At 41.5% G+C, this 17,992-nt stretch carries 14 protein-coding genes; 6 read left to right on the forward strand and 8 right to left on the reverse strand.

Annotated features, from left to right (window positions below; translation table 11 throughout):
- Window positions 1–53: 53 nt before the first annotated feature.
- From AB3N61_RS17320 to AB3N61_RS17335, 4 genes are read right to left on the reverse strand one after another with little or no spacing between them, the layout of a single operon-like run.
- Window positions 54–1,283 (reverse strand): ankyrin repeat domain-containing protein, encoded by a 1,230-nt coding sequence (locus tag AB3N61_RS17320; protein ID WP_367899281.1) that lies wholly within the window; start codon window positions 1,281–1,283, stop codon window positions 54–56.
- Between the two features lie 45 nt (window positions 1,284–1,328).
- Window positions 1,329–2,915, reverse strand: coding sequence for an LA_3751/LA_3752 family putative glycosyltransferase (locus tag AB3N61_RS17325; RefSeq protein ID WP_367899282.1), 1,587 nt, complete (start codon window positions 2,913–2,915; stop codon window positions 1,329–1,331).
- A gap of 49 nt (window positions 2,916–2,964) precedes the next feature.
- On the reverse strand, window positions 2,965–3,918 hold the full coding sequence (locus tag AB3N61_RS17330; protein WP_367899283.1) for a protein kinase: 954 nt from the start codon (window positions 3,916–3,918) through the stop codon (window positions 2,965–2,967).
- Between the two features lie 3 nt (window positions 3,919–3,921).
- Window positions 3,922–5,937 carry a protein meaA gene (locus tag AB3N61_RS17335; protein WP_020770034.1) on the reverse strand — a complete coding sequence of 672 codons (2,016 nt, stop codon included), beginning with the start codon at window positions 5,935–5,937 and terminating at the stop codon, window positions 3,922–3,924.
- Between the two features lie 108 nt (window positions 5,938–6,045).
- Between AB3N61_RS17335 and AB3N61_RS17340 the strand changes: the two genes are divergently transcribed.
- The gene (locus AB3N61_RS17340; RefSeq protein WP_367899284.1) at window positions 6,046–7,377 is read left to right on the forward strand and encodes a hypothetical protein; all 1,332 of its coding nucleotides are present in this window, start codon (window positions 6,046–6,048) and stop codon (window positions 7,375–7,377) included.
- On the forward strand, window positions 7,374–8,054 hold the full coding sequence (locus AB3N61_RS17345; protein WP_020769971.1) for a class I SAM-dependent methyltransferase: 681 nt from the start codon (window positions 7,374–7,376) through the stop codon (window positions 8,052–8,054). Before AB3N61_RS17340 ends, AB3N61_RS17345 begins: the two co-directional genes overlap by 4 nt.
- Window positions 8,055–8,056: 2 nt before the next feature.
- On the opposite strand, the gene AB3N61_RS17350 is transcribed toward AB3N61_RS17345, so the two are convergent.
- Entirely contained in the window at window positions 8,057–10,852 is a 2,796-nt protein-coding gene (locus AB3N61_RS17350) for a PKD domain-containing protein (RefSeq protein ID WP_367899285.1), read from the reverse strand.
- Window positions 10,853–11,160: 308 nt separating this feature from the next.
- On the opposite strand from AB3N61_RS17350, the gene AB3N61_RS17355 reads away from it, so the two are divergent.
- Window positions 11,161–12,354 carry a hypothetical protein gene (locus AB3N61_RS17355; protein WP_367899286.1) on the forward strand — a complete coding sequence of 398 codons (1,194 nt, stop codon included), beginning with the start codon at window positions 11,161–11,163 and terminating at the stop codon, window positions 12,352–12,354.
- 3 nt (window positions 12,355–12,357) lie between these two features.
- Window positions 12,358–12,969, forward strand: coding sequence for a LuxR C-terminal-related transcriptional regulator (locus AB3N61_RS17360; RefSeq protein WP_020770166.1), 612 nt, complete (start codon window positions 12,358–12,360; stop codon window positions 12,967–12,969).
- 1 nt (window position 12,970) lies between these two features.
- On the opposite strand, the gene AB3N61_RS17365 is transcribed toward AB3N61_RS17360, so the two are convergent.
- Window positions 12,971–14,098, reverse strand: a complete 1,128-nt coding sequence (locus tag AB3N61_RS17365) for an MBL fold metallo-hydrolase (protein WP_367899287.1) — start codon at window positions 14,096–14,098, stop codon at window positions 12,971–12,973.
- A gap of 161 nt (window positions 14,099–14,259) precedes the next feature.
- On the opposite strand from AB3N61_RS17365, the gene AB3N61_RS17370 reads away from it, so the two are divergent.
- Window positions 14,260–15,159: a haloalkane dehalogenase gene (locus tag AB3N61_RS17370; RefSeq protein ID WP_367899288.1), complete on the forward strand. Its 900-nt coding sequence runs from the start codon at window positions 14,260–14,262 to the stop codon at window positions 15,157–15,159.
- Here the strand turns inward: AB3N61_RS17370 and AB3N61_RS17375 are convergent, their stop codons facing one another.
- On the reverse strand, window positions 15,160–15,912 hold the full coding sequence (locus tag AB3N61_RS17375; RefSeq protein WP_367899289.1) for an enoyl-CoA hydratase/isomerase family protein: 753 nt from the start codon (window positions 15,910–15,912) through the stop codon (window positions 15,160–15,162). It lies immediately after the preceding gene.
- Window positions 15,913–16,032: 120 nt separating this feature from the next.
- Between AB3N61_RS17375 and AB3N61_RS17380 the strand changes: the two genes are divergently transcribed.
- Window positions 16,033–16,509 (forward strand): hypothetical protein, encoded by a 477-nt coding sequence (locus AB3N61_RS17380; protein ID WP_367899290.1) that lies wholly within the window; start codon window positions 16,033–16,035, stop codon window positions 16,507–16,509.
- Here the strand turns inward: AB3N61_RS17380 and AB3N61_RS17385 are convergent.
- Window positions 16,506–17,894, reverse strand: a complete 1,389-nt coding sequence (locus AB3N61_RS17385) for an OmpP1/FadL family transporter (protein ID WP_367899291.1) — start codon at window positions 17,892–17,894, stop codon at window positions 16,506–16,508. The genes AB3N61_RS17380 and AB3N61_RS17385 overlap by 4 nt on opposite strands.
- Between the last annotated feature and the right edge of the window lie 98 nt (window positions 17,895–17,992).

The raw sequence follows: 17,992 nt of genomic DNA on the forward strand, positions 1-17,992 counted from the left end.
GACCGAAGGTCAAACGAAACAGCAGATAGTTATGTTTAATAATAAGACACTATCTACTTTTTCAAATTCGGGAACTTCGGTTTTTTAAAGGCGGCCCTGCTTCTAGTCCCACCTTCTTTTTCCAAAAACTCGGCGATCTCTTTTCGTTCGTAGACAAGTGCCAAAGACAAAGGGGTATACCCGTCCGCCTGAGCGTTGATGGAGGCTTTTTTACGAACTAATTCTTTCACTACATTCGGAAGATCGAATACGATTGCAAGATGGATCGGCTTCCAGCCCTGATAATCCGCATTAGGATCGGCGCCTTTTTCAAGAGATTCCAAGGATCCATTTTCGTTCTTATCGTAAAGGTTTGCGATCAAGATACGATTTTGTTTTAGTCTTTCTTCTTCCGAAATTTTGGTCTCCGTATCCGTATTTGAACTCTCAGATCTCAAAAAATTGGAAGGATCACCTGCAAAGGCATAATCATAAACAGGCCTAGAAGCGGGGGGTTTCGTATGATAATACAAGGAGGATCCGGAAGAATTCGGATGGGAAATTTTAGTTACTTCCTGTGGATTTGTTTGGCTAAAATAAACATCACCGTAATTCTTATTCGTAAATAATAACGCTAGAATTGTCTGAGCGGTCCAAGGCGCCCAAGTTGCATAATATCCTTTGAATCCGGTCTCCAAAAAAGGAGAAGAATACATAGAGATCCTTTTTTTGGTCTCTTCGTCCCGGATCACACCCATATCATAAGCCATATTCCCCGCGGTAAAACAAGCTCCTAAAAATAGAACGATTGCTCCGGGGGCGGGTTTTAAACCCGAAGAAATCTGCTCATTCGACACGAATTCTTTTCCCAAATAAAATCCGCCTACGGATCTTTGATCGTAAGGAGGCTGGTTCAAGTTGGTACCGACCCCGTGTCCTGCATACAAAACTATATTCGCATTTTCTGATGCTTCTTTGATCCCTGACCAAGGATTATTCGGAGGATAAAATTCGCTGACGGAAACTCCTCTTTCTTTTAGGACTTTTACGAGACCTTTGATATTATTTACGTATTCTCTGGTCTTAGGGCCTTCATTTCCATCCACTTCACCAACGATCGCAACCGCTTTTAAACCTGTACCGGAGACGGTAGGGGAGGGAAGTTCCGCTCTTTTTTTGATTCCGGAGAATGTGCTACCGACAGCATTCGTTGGATGAACGAATTTGAGTTCTTCCGAGAAAGCAGGACCGAACGAAAATAAAAGTAATAAACTTACGAAGAATAAACCTGAGGAAAATTTCATCCAATGATTGGACAAAAAATCCGGTTTAAATCAATCAATAATTTATTATAACTTAACGGGGGGTTCAAAATCCCCAACCCAGATATCAAAAAAAGGAGAATCTACCTTTTGCACATTCGGATAGAAATCCGAAATTTTGGAGGGGATATTCTTACTCTTCCAAGGTTCCGTTTTCAGCATGATATCGAAAACGGGACTTTTTCTGGTCTTTTCCAATTTTTCAGGAGTGATCAATTCTTCTTTGATCTGGATGAGTGCGATCCTTTTGCCTTTCACTTTTTGGGAAATGGTCCTTAATAATGCGGATAAAGAATCCTCTTTAGGAGCGCACAAGACATTTTTGGATAAGTAATCATTTCCCATAAAGTACATTACGGAAAAATCATGGAATATGAATGTATCCGCTTTTAACTCATGGAATAAAGTGTATGTTTTTAGAAGTTGTTTTCTGGATTGATTTAAGAAATTTAACCCGATAAAAGTCATGATCAAAGGAATTGAGATCAGAATTCCGAAACTGTACTTTTGAATGAGTCGATTCCTCCTTCTCGCAAAATAATTCCAAAACCAGAATAGTACCAAGGTCGCAGGAGGAATTCCTGCACTCAAATATCTAGGTCCCCATTCCCAGAATCCGTAGTTTGGCGCTAAAAACGGGATCGTAAAAAGAAAGAATAATGCTCCTAGAACGATTGTTTTTCTTCTTACGGAAATTTTGCGGAAATTAAAAAGAAGAATGCCCGACCCTATTAGAGCAAACGGCATGTAGATAAAAAATCCGATCCGAATTGTTTCATCTATCTTATTTAAGAATAAGAAACCGAGGGCCCATTGGATCTTATGCACAAAGCCGGCTCCGGATTCACCGTAATTTGCATGAAATCTAGGACCTAAAAAGGAAGAATATCTAAGATAATTGAACAGGACGAAAACGAAAAATATAAGTGCAAATCCAAGACCGAAACGGAACGTATTAGAAGTATTCCATTTTATTTTTTTATTGAATAGCGGAAATCCTTCGCTAATCCAGGAGGCCAATAAGATACAACCGGCAAATACAATGCCTTCATGTCTAAACCAAATGGATAATCCGGCAAAAATCCCTGCATAAAATCCCGCTCTTTTGTATAAGAAGGTAAGACTTGCGAGTAGGATCGCTATAAACAATGTATGTTCCGCAAATTCCATCATTAGGATGGGAAGATAAGATCCGAAGAATGCGAGTGTTATAAAAGTGTTGGATGCTTTCCAAAATTTTCTTAAGATCCAAAAAAATACGAAAACTCCGAGTAAATTAAAATAAGGTAATCCTTGGTTTCCTGCAAAATAATAAAAAGGAGTTGCGAGTGCGGCAAGTAATATCGGAAAAACGGAGATAGTCGAATCTCCCGATTTTGTATAATTATTCGCAGGCATTGGAAGGAATTCTTCTTTCGGATCTATAAACTTTGCAGGGTAGGGAAGCGCTTCCGATCGGAAACCTGAGTAAACTAATGCGTGGGTCTGGAGAGATTTTGTTCTGGAATCGTATGCAAGTGAAATTTCCGGTTTAGATGATTTGATCAGGACGATGCAGAAAAGAAATAGGGATAAGAACCCTAGGAGATTTCTTTTTTTAAATACGGATCTCATCTATTTCGCCTCTTTGAAAATACTTAAATAAGATCTAAGTATCTAGAATTTATAATAGTCTTTTACGAATTTCTGATTGAAAGAAACTTTCCCAATCTTCATAATTCTTTTGGGGAATATTTCCTAACTTCTCGGAGAAAGAAAGCCCAAAATTCCCATACTCGGTCTTGATCCATTTTTCGATCTGGACCTTGGTTTCCGAAGATCTTTTCGGATGAGGTTTACTTTTCAAAACAAAATCCAATAGTTCTTGGATGCCTTTTTTCGTTTTTACACTGGTCAGGAAAATAGGGGGGATACTTCCTCCTGGAACAATATCTCGTAAAAATTCGAGAGTGGTCGAAAGAGTATGGAAACTAGCTCTTGCTAAGGATTCTTCATCACATTTGTTTAATATGAATGCGTCCGGGACTTCCATGATCCCGCTTTTCATGAATTGGATCTGGTCTCCTCCCAAAGGGACCATGACTAAAAAGGAAAGATCCGCCAATTTGGAGACTTCTATCTCGTTTTGCCCGATCCCAACCGTTTCAACGAATATAAAATCGAAAAAACAACGGAGCAGTCGGATCACATGGTAAGTATAAGGATTTAAACCTCCCAGTTCCAATTGGCTGGGTTGAGATCTGAAAAAGATCCTCTTTTCGCGGACTGGGAGCGAAAGCCTTGTGCGATCTCCTAGTAAAGAGCCGCCGCTAATATGACTGGAAGGATCTATGGCAACTACCGCCATTTTTTTATCTGGGACTGTTTGTAAAAAATTGGTGGAGATCTCTCCTAAGAGTGAGGATTTTCCTGCTCCAGGAGTTCCAGTAAATCCGATAGTGACGGACCTGTCTCCATTAAAGCCGGAGTTTTCCAGCTCTTTGAATAGGACTTTACGAAATTCGAATGAATCCGGTTTTTCCAGTTCGCTGATCAGCTTCGCAAGAGGATATTTTTCCCCTTGAGAAGCTTCTTGGATCAGTTCTTTGAGTTCCTTCTCTGCAAACCGTACGGTCATGCCTTATCGGAGAACCGGGGTTTTCTCGGATACGATGTCTATGATACGATCCATTACATCCATAAGATCGTAATCCTTTGGTGTAAAGATCGCTTTGACTCCGATGGAATGTAGTTTTTCGAAATCAGGTTGAGGAATAATTCCACCGAAGACCACAGGTATATCCGCTTTATAATGTTTTAATTCCGAGAATATCTGCTCTGCGAGTTCGACATGAGATCCGGAAAGTATGGATACTCCGATCACATTTGCGTTTTCTTCCACTGCGGATTGTACGATTTCTTCCGGAGTGAGTCTGATGCCGGAGTAGATCACATCGAATCCTGCATGTTTTGCGGATACTGCAATCATCTCTGCGCCGTTGGAATGTCCGTCTAACCCAGGTTTGCCGACTACGATCTTAGGTCTGGCACCTGTCGCTTTTTGGAATTTTTCCACTTTGGATCTGACATTAGCTACTTTGTCGGACTCCAGATTGAGTTTTTGTCCTTCTACTCCGGTGGATGGGCGATATTCTCCGAACACTTTTCTGAGCGTGTCCGCCCATTCTCCCGTAGTCACAAGAGCCTTAGCACATTCTACGGAAGCGAACATTAAGTTCTTACCGTTTCTGGCATCGTCTTCTAATCTCGCTAAAGTTTCCGCAACCTTCTTCGCATCTCTTCTTGTTTTTACATCAGAGAGTACCTTAAGAGTTTGCTCCGCGGATTTAGGATCTACTTTGAAGATCCCTCCGTCTGGATCGTTTGTAAGAGGGGAGGGAATCCCTTCTTTCCATTTGTTTTTTCCGACGATGATAAGTTCGTCGTTATTGATCTTCGCGAGTCTTTCCGCTTGGGATTTCACAAGCTGGGCTTTCATGTAACCGTTCTCGATCGCCTTGATAGCTCCGCCCATTTCTTTGATCTTTTGGATCTCTTTGTTCGCGTTCTCGATCAGATCTTTAACTTTACTTTCCACCACTCTGGAACCTTCGAATAGGTCCGGATATTCCAGTAGGTCGGTTTCGTAAGCGAGTACTTGTTGCAAACGAAGCGACCATTGTTGGTCCCAAGGACGAGGAAGGGAAAGCGCCTCGTTCCATGCAGGAAGCTGGAGCGCTCTACATCTTGCATCTCTGCTTAAGGTGACTCCTAAAGCTTCGATTAAAATTCTCCAGGCGTTGTTTTCGGGTTGTTCCTCGGTTAATCCGAGTGAGTTTACTTGGACTCCGTAACGGAATCGGCGGTATTTCTCGTTTTTTACCTGATAAATCCCTTTGGTGATCTCTTCCCACATGTCGGAGAAGGCCCGCATTTTACACATTTCTTCGATGAATCGGATCCCTGCGTTTACGAAGAAGGAAATCCTACCAACGCACTGCTCGAATTCTTCGTGAGTGAAACAATTTCTTTCTTTGACCGCATCCAGGATGGCCATCCCGGTTGCGAGTGCGAATGCCAACTCTTGCACTGGAGTTGCACCCGCTTCTTGTAAATGGTAGGAACAAATATTGGATGGGTTCCATTTCGGAATTCTTTTCAAACAATATTCGTACATATCCACGATGATGCGGATCGAATGTTCAGGTGGGAAAATATAAGTCCCGCGAGCTAAATATTCTTTAATTATGTCGTTTTGAGTGGTCCCTTGGAGTTTGGAAACGTCTTCTCCTCTTTCTTCCGCCAAAGCCACGTATAGCGAAAGTAACCACATGGAAGTTCCGTTGATGGTCATGGAAGTGTTCATTTCCTCGATCGGGATCTGATCGAATAGGATGCGGAAGTCCTCTAATGTGTTAATGGGAACTCCTACTTTTCCGATTTCCGGCTTTGCTATGGGGTGATCCGAGCTATAACCGCATTGAGTGGGAAGATCAAATGCGATGGAAAGGCCTGTTTGACCCTTTGCCAGGTTTTTTCTAAAGAGTTCGTTAGACTCCTTCGCATTCGTGTGTCCCGCGTAAGTTCTGAAAATCCAAGCCGGCTCTTTGCTGGGATTTCCGGTCTTATCGTAAAGGATATGGTCTTTTTTTTCCATCTTCTTGCCCTCGGAATATGCCTCTTAGTTTAGTTCAAAATGTGTTGGTATAATTTCACCTAAATTTTTAACGTAGCTCCGAAATCCGTAGGAGAAGAATTCCACCGCATGGACTTGGAAAGAAACAGAAAAGCAAACCCCGCGCTCATTTCACTTTCGACGCTGTTTCTCACCGGTCTATTGACTCTTCTCTATTCCTGGCACGGAGACCCGTCCAATGGAGAAAGTTTCCGGACATTGGCGGAATTACGTTCTCTTTCCGAAGACGGAAAATTTTTCTCACTCCAGGAGCCTCTTCCATTTTTGCTATTATCGTTTTGGAAATCGATCTTAGGTTTGAATTATATACCCGCTTATCTCTCTTTCGGAGCGTTTTTCCTGAGTTTAGGGATACATCTCTGCGCTTATATCATGGAAAGAGAGAGCTGGAAATTGAATCATTATCTATTCTGTTATCTTGCCGCGATCAATCCGTTCTCTTATCTAGTTCCTTTGAATATGTTGGGAGAAGTAGTCAGCTTTTCGTTTTTATTAGTCCTATTTCTTTCATTCCGAATGGAAACCGTAATCGATCTTTTAATCTTAGTTTCCTGTACAGTGCTCGGGTTTTTCTCCCATTTTACTTTCTTCCTGATCGGATTTACTATCTTTGTGATCAAAGCGGGAACGGTCGGGATACGAGAGAAGAAAAAACAGCAATCCGTATTTTTCAAAAGAAGGAACCTGCCTAAACTTTTCTTATTCGGGTATCTTTCGGTTTTCGTACTTGGGATTATTCTATTAGGAAATCTTAATTTTTACGGAGCTCATTCTTTTGTGTTCATGGGCCAGTCCGTTTGGAAATATCTTTTAGGCTTCGGTTCTTTTATTCTAATTCTCTTCGTGGGTAATTTTTTGCTTCGTTCCGAAAAGGAATTAAACTCCCTTCCCGCTTCCATCGGGATTTTTGCACTGATCGTAGTATCGGGGTATTTTACAATCCGCCCTATTTTAGGTTTGGATAAAGCAAAGTTAAGTTCCTTGGCAAAGGACGTGGCTTCTCTCAGGGGAAGATTGATCGTCAATCAGGACGAAAGGATCTATGTTTCTCCTGAAATTTCCGCTTATATATATTTTACTTCTAAACAAAAGACCCATTTCACTTCTCATCCGGAAATAAGGGATAAAGATTATATACTGCTATCGGAGGTTTGGGCCGTAGACAGAAAACTTTTACTAAGAGAGGTAAAAGCCAAGAATACTCCTTACCTTTTCCTGTCGGGAGAAAGGATTCTCATCAATGGGTTCTTATGGAAAAGGATACAAACGGATCCTAGTTTAAAAACTTTAAGGACCAGATCCATCGAAGCTAAGTCCGAACTTTCCGACCAAAAAGGTTACGATGATCTTAAAACCTTTCTTATTTCCTGGTTTGCTTCTTCCAAGGCTCCTGATGTATGAGTAAAAAACCGAAAGACTCCGATTATATCGCATACGGAGCCAACGGTCTACCATTCGAAACTTCCTATTGGAGTGAGATTTACGGAAGCGGGAAGGATGTGGACGCTTCATTCAACGCGAAAGAACATGCGAAATACGTAAAATCTCTTTTTGATCTGATGCAACTTCATCCTAGGAGTATCGCGGACTTTGGGTTTGGCAAGGCATTACTTTTAAAAGAATTCGTAAAAATATTCCAACCGAATCGTGTGTTTGCAGTCGATCCTTCGGAAGAAATGATAGATGCGATCGCAAAACAGAAATGGATCCGTTCTTATAATCTTTCTTTTTTACACTCTACAATCCAGGATCTGGAGCTGAAACATTTTAATCTTCCTCCTTTCACACTTGGTATTTGTAACTCTGTGGTTCAATATATAGAAGATAAACATCTTCCTAAAGTTTTCGAAAAACTACATAAGATCGTGAATTATCTCTATTTTACGGTCCCGACCAAGAACGATTACACAAGAATGAAGAAGGAGATCTACTTTACGGATCCTTATGCCCACCAAAGATCCAAAAAGTATTACGAAAAACTAATTCGTCCTTATTTCAGAAGAGTTGCATTCAATCTTCTGGAAAGTAGGATCACGAAAGACAGCCCGTTTTGTGACGAGCTGTTCGTGGACGATTGATACTATCTCGTGAATACGTAGCCGGCACCTGCACCAACTGCGCCATTATCCGCACTTCCGTAAGCACCGTTCGTGATCGTATTTTCGGAACTTGCCTCCAAATACGCGCTCACCAAAAGACTATTACCGTCCAAACACACACCTCCAAAGAAGTCATAGGCATTCGCGTTAGGCGCTTTGATATATGCCGTCTGGGACCAGCTTGTGCCGTTTCTTTCGAAAATATAAACCGCTCCGGAATACTGAGCGCTATTGTCCGAGCTGGCAGTACTTCCATAAGAGATCGTAGTCTGAGCGCTTGAGTCCAATGCTCCCACAGCAATCGTATCTCCATAGAGGCTGATTGCCGCCCCGAAATAATCAGAAGGATCGGAATTAGAAGATTTCAAATATGCTTGTTGCGACCAGATACCTCCGCTTCTAACAAACACATATACTGCACCTGAACTATTGGAGGAATTATCCGAAGAAGCGGTTGTACCGGATGAGATACTAGTTTGGTTGCTGTCTTCTCCGCTGGCGCCGACCGCTAAAGTATCGTCATATAGAGAAACGTTGACCCCGAATTGGTCGTCCACATCCGGATTGGAAGGTTTGATATAAGCTTCTTGAGTCCAGATGCTTCCGCTTCTATTGAAAATATACACTGCTCCGGCTCTAGTTAAGCTGTTGTCGGAACTTGCACCGCTTCCGTTCGTAATATAGTTTTGATTGCTGCTCTCATAGTAAGAACTTACGGCGATCTTATCTCCGCTGATTGCAACACTATATCCGAAGGAATCGTTTTCATCCGGATTGGAAGGTTTGATATAAGCTTCTTCCGCCCAACTGGTTCCTGTTCTTTTAAATACATAAACGGCCCCACTTTGGAAGAGAGTATCATCATTCGGAGCAGGTTGTCCGTTAGAGATCGTATTTTGGGAACCGCTTTCATTCTTCGAACCTACTACCAAAGTGTCATTTTGGACAGCGATGGAGTAACCAAAAGCATCGTATGCGGATGGATTAGAGGGTTTGATATAAGCCTGCTGGCTCCAAGTATTTCCGTTCCTGACAAATACGTAAACCGCCCCGGCAAACGTCATACTATTATCCGAAGATGAGGAACTTCCGTTAGTAATCGTAGATTGGTTACTACTTTCCTGGATTGCACCTACTGCGATCGTATCCCCGGAGATACTTACCGAGAAACCGAACAGATCACTTTCTTCCGAATTGGAAGGTTTTAAGATCGCTTGTTGGGTCCAAGTATTTCCGTTCCGAATATAAACATACACTGCTCCGGATGCAGGTGCGCTATTATCGGAAGAGCCCGGATTACTTCCATTCGTGATAGTATTTTGGTTACTGTCCTCCAAAGGTGCACCTACCACTATCGTGTTCCCGGAAAGAGCCCAGGATCTCCCGAAATTATCATTCGTTTCCGAGTTGGAAGCTTTGAGATAGGCTTGCAGGGACCAAAGGCCTAAAACGCAGGTAGGGGCTCCGTTGATATTTATGGGAAGATAGTTTAGGTTCACGGAGTTTCCATCTCCGTCCGTGACGGTTACGGAAACTTGGAGATTAGAGCCACAAGACGGAGCAGTCCAGATCATTTCACTTGTGGTGAGATTCCCGTTGATCGTGTTTGTAGAAGTGCCTACAACACCCGAGCTAGAATTCCAAGAGAAGGTGAGTGGGGTATTCTCCGGATCGGTAGCCGTTACCCTAAAAACCATATTGCCCGAAGGATCTAAAGATAATCCGGTTTGAAAGCTAGACATGATCTGAGGAGCCAGATTGACCGTCTGGGTTTGAGAGATCTGGATCGTAAAATACCCTAGATTAGATCCGCCATTCCCGTCTGATAAAGAAACACTTAACGTACAAGGCCCTATACTTGCGGAAGGAGATGCAGTAAATACGGGGTTTTGGGCATTCACATTATCGAAACTTCCGGCACAACTCGAGCCCCAAAAATAAGAGATCGTATTCCCGTCCGGATCGAACGCAGTCAGGGAGATATTGGTAGAGGCACCCGGAGCAATACTGGAAGGGTCCGATATAACGTTAGTTACAAAAGGAGAAGAATTAGAACCTACATTGATACTTCCGTAACCTGTTCCGTATCCTAGTTGCACATCTGCGGTAAAACTCAAACTAGCGCTTGCTCCTAGCGGGTCGCTCACTGTCAATGTGATCGTATACTGTCCCGGTGTTGAAGGAGAGGTCCATACAGGATTTAGAATATTCGAATTATTGAAACTTCCTCCGGTTGTAGACCAAACGTAGGTCAAAGTATCGGAAGGATTCGGATCATGGACCGTTGCATTTAGATTCATGGAAGAAGAAGGTGCAACCTGATTTGTGGAGGCAACCAAAGAATCTATAACAGGAGCAGCATTCGAAAAAGGTGGGGATGGATTCGTTTCGGATAGAACTAATACGATATTGGTGATAGAGTTAGCGGTGATCGTAACTCCAGTCACCTGGCCTTGCTGTATCAAAACATTCGAGGCATTATAACCTTCTCCCGAAAATGTTCTGTCTGTGCCTGCCGGGATCTGTCCAATAATCCCTTGCCAAGTGTCCCCAACTTTTACTAGATCGTGTACGATTGGAGTGGAGATCCCGGGACCGGTCACAGTGACTGTTACCTTTGTCAGCGAACTGGAAACATTCACGGCGAATTGAACGTTTCCGTAGGAAGGAGTTTGGGGAAGCCCGAAGAAGGCGGCCAGCGCGGATAGTCCGGAGTTCGTTCCGGAACAAAAAAAATTCAAGCAGATCAATAAGATCAAAGTCAATTTTGTTTTCATCTTAGTTCCCTAATCTTTTTAATATTAAGTTTTTGTTATGTTATTCTTTTGTTGAAGAATCGGGTTTCTTACTTTGGCGGCGCTAAGGCAAGAAACGTTGCCGTATAACTTAAGTGCTATGGCCGAATTGGGCAATACCCCCGTTGAGGTAGGGGAGAGGGAAAAAATCAGATAAGGTTGGGGGAAAAGGTAGATCGTATCCTATGTCGCTAAAATCCCGAAGTTAGCAAATATTCGAATAGAGTTTTATTCTCCGATAGATACCATGTGCCAAACGATGATATTAACGGCATTTATCGGAAGCGAATATGGAAATAATGAAAGAAAAGGAAAAGGATAGATTTGCAAGCGAGGAATTCTATTCCCAAAATTATAGAATAGCCTCTTACTTTTTCGGGATTGTATGTGCAATCACCGTATGGGGAGCGATTTTAGAATATTTTCGCTCCAATTACCTTTTGCTCTATTTGGATCTGATCTCCGCTTCTATCTGTTTGTTCAGTTTGGGAGTGATCCGATTTTATTCCAAAAATTATTTCAGAAAGAACCTGATCGTATTCGGCGGACTATTCATCTTATTGGTCCTGGAAGTAGAGACACAATTCCATGACAACGAGTATTATTTTTACGATAATCATATGTGGATCACTAACCAAGTGATCCTTTTTTTAGTAAGTTTATTCTTTAACGGGAAACCTATCTTTTATACGATCTATTCTTTTTCCGTAGTTGCATTTTACATTCTTAGGATCTTTCCGGAAGGAAGCGAATATTTTTCGAGCAGGACCTTATGGGTGCAGATCGGTAATATGAGTGCTCTCCAATTGTTTATTTGTTTATGCAATACTTGGTGGTACGGATATAGGATAGAACATCTTAAGAAGACCAAAAATTTGCAGGATAGATTGTATAATGAAAGAGAGGCCATCACTAGAGACCTTCACGATTATTTAGGGGCAAAAGTAACGGATCTAAATTTATTGGTACGTTCCATCCAGGTTTATAAGAGCGGAGATACGGATGCTCTTCTGAGATTGGAAAAATTATCCGAAGATATTTTTACGGGGATTAGGGAGATCACTGCGAGTATGGTCGATGTAAAATTGATCTCGGAAGATGTCTGGAGTGGGATAAGAGTATTGTTATTAAGAAGGTACGGTAATGCAGGAAGAAAGGTTAGGTTCACAAGAGAAGGTGAGGAAGATTTTCATATCGATACGGAAAAAGCGGAACAAATTTTAGGGATCGTTACGGAGATCTGTTCCAACGATCTAAAATACGGTTCAGGAATTTCTCATTGGACCTTCTCTCCTAAAAAGGATTCCATAGAAATATCCATCAGGACCCGTACTAATTTCCAAGAGATGAGAATAGGTTCCAAAGGAAATAAAACCATTCAATATAGAACTTCCGCGATCAACGGAGAATGGAAAGAAAATCTGGAAAATCGGGACTTTAAAGGATTTCTGGAGATCCCGATCCGTCAATTGCGGAGAATTTGATTCGTGAAGTTATACAAAATAGCAATCTTAGAAGACGATCCAATCTTTGCAAGTCAGTGCAAAGAGAGATTAAAAAAATTGAATAGAGTAACGAAAGTGGAAGTTTATACTTCCGCAGAGGAATTTCCTAAAGGCAAGGATGTGCCGTACGATTTGGTATTTGTGGATATAGATCTTCCCGGTCAAAGTGGATTGGATTTTATTTTAGAAAGACACTCTGAGGATTCAAAAACGAATTATGCGATCTTATCCGCTTTCGAATCCGAAGAGGTCTTATTTAAGGCGTTAAAAGCGGGGGCTATAGGATATATATTAAAAAAGGATGTTGGAGATATCCAGGAGAAAGCGGAAATACTTTTGGAGGGAGGAGGGATACTTTCCCCAGGACTTGCCGCTAGAGTGATCCTTTCTTTTCGTAAGACTACTCAGAAGGAGGTGGAAGTGTTGTCCAATAGGGAAAAAAAAGTATTGGATTTGATCGTGGACGGCAAAAGAACCAAAGAGATCGCCGCTTTCTTGGGCACTAAAGAAGGTACAGTGAGGGTGCAAATCAAAAGTATATTCAGGAAACTGCATGTTAATTCCAGATTGGAGTTGGTGAGAAAATTTTCTTAACCTACTTTACCTTCTCCCACCAAGATTCGAAAACAAGATCCTTTTTTAGATCCAGCCATTCTCCCGGTTTAGGTGTGGCTAGGCGAACTCCGTTTTGATCCGCTCCTTGTTTTGTCCTTAAAATAGGTTCGTCCCAAGAATGGATCGCCAGATTAAAAGTGGCCCAGTGAACAGGAAGCATCGTTTTTCCTTTTAGATCCAAATGGGCTTGGACAGCGCTTTCCGGACTCATATGAATTCCTTCCCAGGTCCAATCATAAGCTCCGACCTTGATAGAAGTCAAATCGAACGGTCCTAACTTTTTCCCGATTTCAGTAAAGTGAGGAGAATATCCTGTATCCCCACTATGGAAAAATTTATGTTTAGGCCCGATCAGGCTCCAAGAAGACCAAAGAGTGGACTTACCGTTGAATATACCTCTTCCGGAATAATGAACGGCAGGAGTACAGATAATTTCAATATTCTTAATGTTTCCTTTCTCCCACCAATCCAATTCGATAATCTGATTTTCCGGAATTCCCCAGGATTCCAAATGAGCCCCAATACCCAACGGAACGAAATATTTCGTTCCCTTCTTTGCTAAAAATTGAGCGGTTGCCATATCCAAGTGATCGTAATGGTCGTGGGAGATCACAACCGCATCTATATTAGGAAGTTCTGATAGTTCTAACGGCAAAGGGAAAAGTCGTCCCGGCCCGATACTTTCGAAAGGAGAAACTTTCTCCGAAAAAACAGGATCAGTGAAGATGCGTATTCCATCTATTTCCACCAATACGGAAGAATGTCCGAACCAGATCGCTCTGAGTCCCGGTGAAATCGGATCTGAAAAAGTTTTTAAATCAGGTTTTTGGATTGGAATGGGGGAAGGAGGGATCCTCATTTCGGAACCGAATAGTTGTCTTTTTAAAATGCCGATATAGTTTCCGGAACTTAACATAGGGACGAAAGGATCGTTTTCAAACTTTCCATCATGGAACATCTTGGAAGTTTTCATTCTTTCCAGTCTGGTTCCGCTTGGGCTTCCTCCGAAAGAACTCAGACAAGCTGTTTGACATAAAACCGATAAGAATAAACCGATTAGAACAAAAGAAGTGTAAAACGTAATTTTCTGCGCTCTTTTACCGAACATAAAACTCTCTTACAGGGAGGTCCTACAAGAGCTTATTTTCCTGTTTTTTAAAATCAGAAATTTGAGTCGGTCGACTTTTTTAGGAAGAAGTTTGACAAGATTTCCTGATAATCTACGATCTGAGACCGTACTTAAAGTACGTTCGTTCTGGTAGATTTGATATGCAAACTTATTTAGAAACTCCTTCCGAATGTTTTTCCGATTTAAAGGATTACCCTTTTTCTCCTCATTATATTTCTGTAGGAGAATTTAAGATACATTATGTGGACGAGGGTCCTAAAAATGCAAAGGAAACGGTTCTATTATTGCATGGAGAACCCAGTTGGTCTTATCTTTATCGAAAAATGATCCCTCCTTTATCAGAAAAAGGTTATAGAGTAATCGCTCCAGATCTGATCGGTTTTGGAAAATCCGACAAGCCTATCGATCTAAATACGTATACATATAAGAATCATGTGGACTGGCTGAAAAATCTGATCGCCGGTTTAGATTTACGGAATATTACGCTCTTTTGCCAAGACTGGGGAGGGCTTTTAGGTTTAAGAGTAGTAGCGGAGATGGATTCTCGTTTTGCAAGAATATGCGCTGCGAATACTTTTTTGCCTACGGGAGATATTGCTCCGAAGGAGGATTTTTTAAAATGGCTTCGTTTCTCCCAGGAAGTGAGTAAACTTCCCGTAGGAAAGATCATCCAAAACGGATGTGTGAGTAAATTAAGTTCGGAGATCATTCGGGCATACGATTCTCCCTACCCGGATGAATCTTATAAGGCGGGCGCTAGAAAATTTCCTACTCTCGTTCCGATCTCTCCCGATAATCCTGAAACGGAAAGGAATCGCCAAGCTTGGATCTTTTATAAGAATTTCAGAAAACCCTTTATTACTATGTTCAGCGATTCGGATCCGATCACAAAAGGCGGGGATGTATTTTTTAGAAGGACTATCCCGGGTGCAAAAGGCCAGAAACATACTGTGATCCAAGGCGCCGGGCATTTTTTACAGGAAGAGAAAGGTGAACTACTTGCCGAACTTCTTTCCGAGTTCATCCAAAACAATCCTTAGTCAGACTTTTTGTTTAATGGATTTCGCATATTCGGAGATTATTTTTAGAAAATTCGGATTTTCCAAAAATTCTTTGAACAGATCGAATTCTTTTTTTAGATTTTCGTAAAGATTACCTTGGAAAAAATTATTCGCTATCTCTTTTTCGGCTCGGATGAGTTTCGGGTCCCATTGAGTTAGTTTCTCCAGTACTTTTAATCCTTTTGCGATCGAGTCACCTTCCAAAACTAGATCGTCGATAATCCCCAATTGGACTGCGTCTTGGGAACGGATAGGATCTCCTAATAATGTTAAAGATAATGCTTTTGCCGGACCTACCTTTCGAGCTAGAGTAGTGATGAGTGGCGGACCTCCGAAACGAATTTCAGGGCGAAATAGGAATGTTTTCTTTTCCGCAAGAATATAATCTCCGCAAAGAGCGAGGTCAAAACCACCAGCGGAACAAAAACCTTTTAATACACAAACCAAAGGTTTCGGAAATGAATAAAGTTCATAATGATATTCTAAAATACGATGACGGAAAGATCCTAGTTTTGTTTCGATAACTTCCTCCAGATCGTATCCGCTGCAGAAGTTTTTGCCGATTGCTCCTAAAAGTATTCCTCTTACTTTAGGATCTTTTTTGGACTCTGAAAAAATGGATTCTAATTCGTCTCTAATTCTTATATTTAACGCATTACTGTATTCCGGACGGTTCAAAAGTACAATCAGTAACCCGTTTTTGTTTTCTATACTCAGATGTTTATAATCCATAGAAGGCTGTGATACTGTTTATTTTCAAAAATTCAAATGAAAATGGATCCTTTTTTTGCGGAAATTCGGTAACCTTTTCCGTTCGGGGTAGAAACTAAAGGGAACGGAAAGGAGTTCGCTATGTTATCTAAGGTCCGATTTTTTGCGATTGTTTTGGCCGCATTAACTCTTGGAATGAGATTTGCTCATGTAATGGAAGCGGCGCCTAAATTACATTGGGAAGCAGAACTGTATTTTCCGGTCCAAACAAGTTTGTATAAATATTTCGGGATCATCGGTCCTATCGTACAGATAAGTTCCATTCTTCTTATTTTTATAATCGCTTATCTCTCCAAGGGCACAAAATCGTTTCGTTATACGATTTTAAGCGGGTTCTCTTTTATTTTTTCTTTAGGGGTTTGGTTCTTATTTGTGGCGCCTGCTGCTTCTCGAATCAAAGAATGGACCGTCACTCATACTATCCCGGAGCATTGGAATAGTATAAGATCCGCTTGGCAGTTCGGTCAAGTAGGAGCATTCAGCTTCGACTTTATCGCATTTTGTTTGTTGGTTAGTTCTATTTTGATCTCTCAAAAAGACTATATGCAAAAATCTTAATTAAACGAATAGCTTGCTCCTAATAAGATCGCGGGGATATCGGATCTTAAGGAATGTTTGAATTGTGCCACTCTGATGTCGTCTTTGGAAAATACTGCATGGTTGAAGTTCCAATCTGCAGAGCCTCCGTTATAGACTTTAACAGGAAGATAGTATAAAAGTGTAAAATCGAATTTCCATTTTCCTGCGGTATATCCGAAACCGCCTGAGACGAGATCTTGGACCATGATACCTGCTTGAAGAGCGTTCGTTCCTTCCGATCTTAAAACTCCGGAGTTATGCCTTGCTCCTAATCTATAAGTCCAATCGTTTACGATCCATTCTCCTCCGATGCCCAAAGCCCAAGAATCATGATAACTTAAATTTTGAGGGACTACATTCGTTTGTCCGAATGCAGTCGGAAATACGGGAGCAGCCAATGTTTGTTTATAGGTAGAAGTGTAAGAAGAATAATTATAATACAAAACATCTATTCCGACATTGAATGTATCCGTTCCATAAGAAAAACCAAATCCATGTCTTTCCGGAACTGCAAATGTCGCAGACACTCCGGTTCTGCTCGGATACGAGCCTACTTGTATACTTCCATCCAAAGGGATTTTTGCGGAAGTTTGGTAAGTATAAGCGATCTTTAATGTTTCCGTGATCTGATAAGTGGTTCCGAATATGCCGCCTAGTGCATAGGCATGCTTGCTTCTATAATCGAAACCTTGGCCGGGGACTTCGACGGTTCCTGTGATATCATGAAATTTTTGATATGCGATCTGTCTGGAATAAATTCCTTCTACTCCGAATGCCAGAGAAAGTCCGCCGATCTTATAGGAAAGTGCGTGAGTGGATTTCACTAGATAAAATGTAGAAGAATAACTTTCTTGAATTCTTTTAGAATCTCCTATCGGACTTGGGAGTTTCATTCCTGACCAATCGTTCAAACTTTGGCCATTAGGAGTGATCCTTGTGAGTCCGTAGACTTCTCCATTTCCTCCTCCCGGGATATAAATCCCTCCACCATAAGACCATTTTTCGCCGAGTGGGATCCGGATCGCAAAATAGGGAAGTGGGGCAAGCACATTATAGGATTCCGAATTTTCGTAGGTAAGATTCGGGTCCGGATCCAAAAACCTGTCTTTGTATACTGTACGGATGTACGGCAAAGAAATTCCGAACTCCAACTCTTTTCGATTTTTGAGACTTAAGTTAGCGGGATTGGTCCCTATGTCCATAGGAGATCCCCCGATCGCTAGATTGACTCCCCCCATGCCGCCGTATCTCGCGTTGTGAGAAGGTTGAAAAAGTCCTACAGCTTCGAGCTTAGGAGCCAGGAAAGAAATTATAGCCAGGGAAAACAGGGAAAATTTTTTACGAACTCTAGATCCAAAAAGCATGCTTCAAGGAATTCGTTACGGTTTTTTTTACAAGTGCTTTCTTTTTAAAATTCAAAATATAAAACTGGCGCATTCCTGAGACGAGGCTTAAGTTTTAG

The organism is Leptospira sp. WS58.C1, from assembly GCF_040833995.1.
Lineage (GTDB): Bacteria > Spirochaetota > Leptospiria > Leptospirales > Leptospiraceae > Leptospira_B > Leptospira_B cinconiae.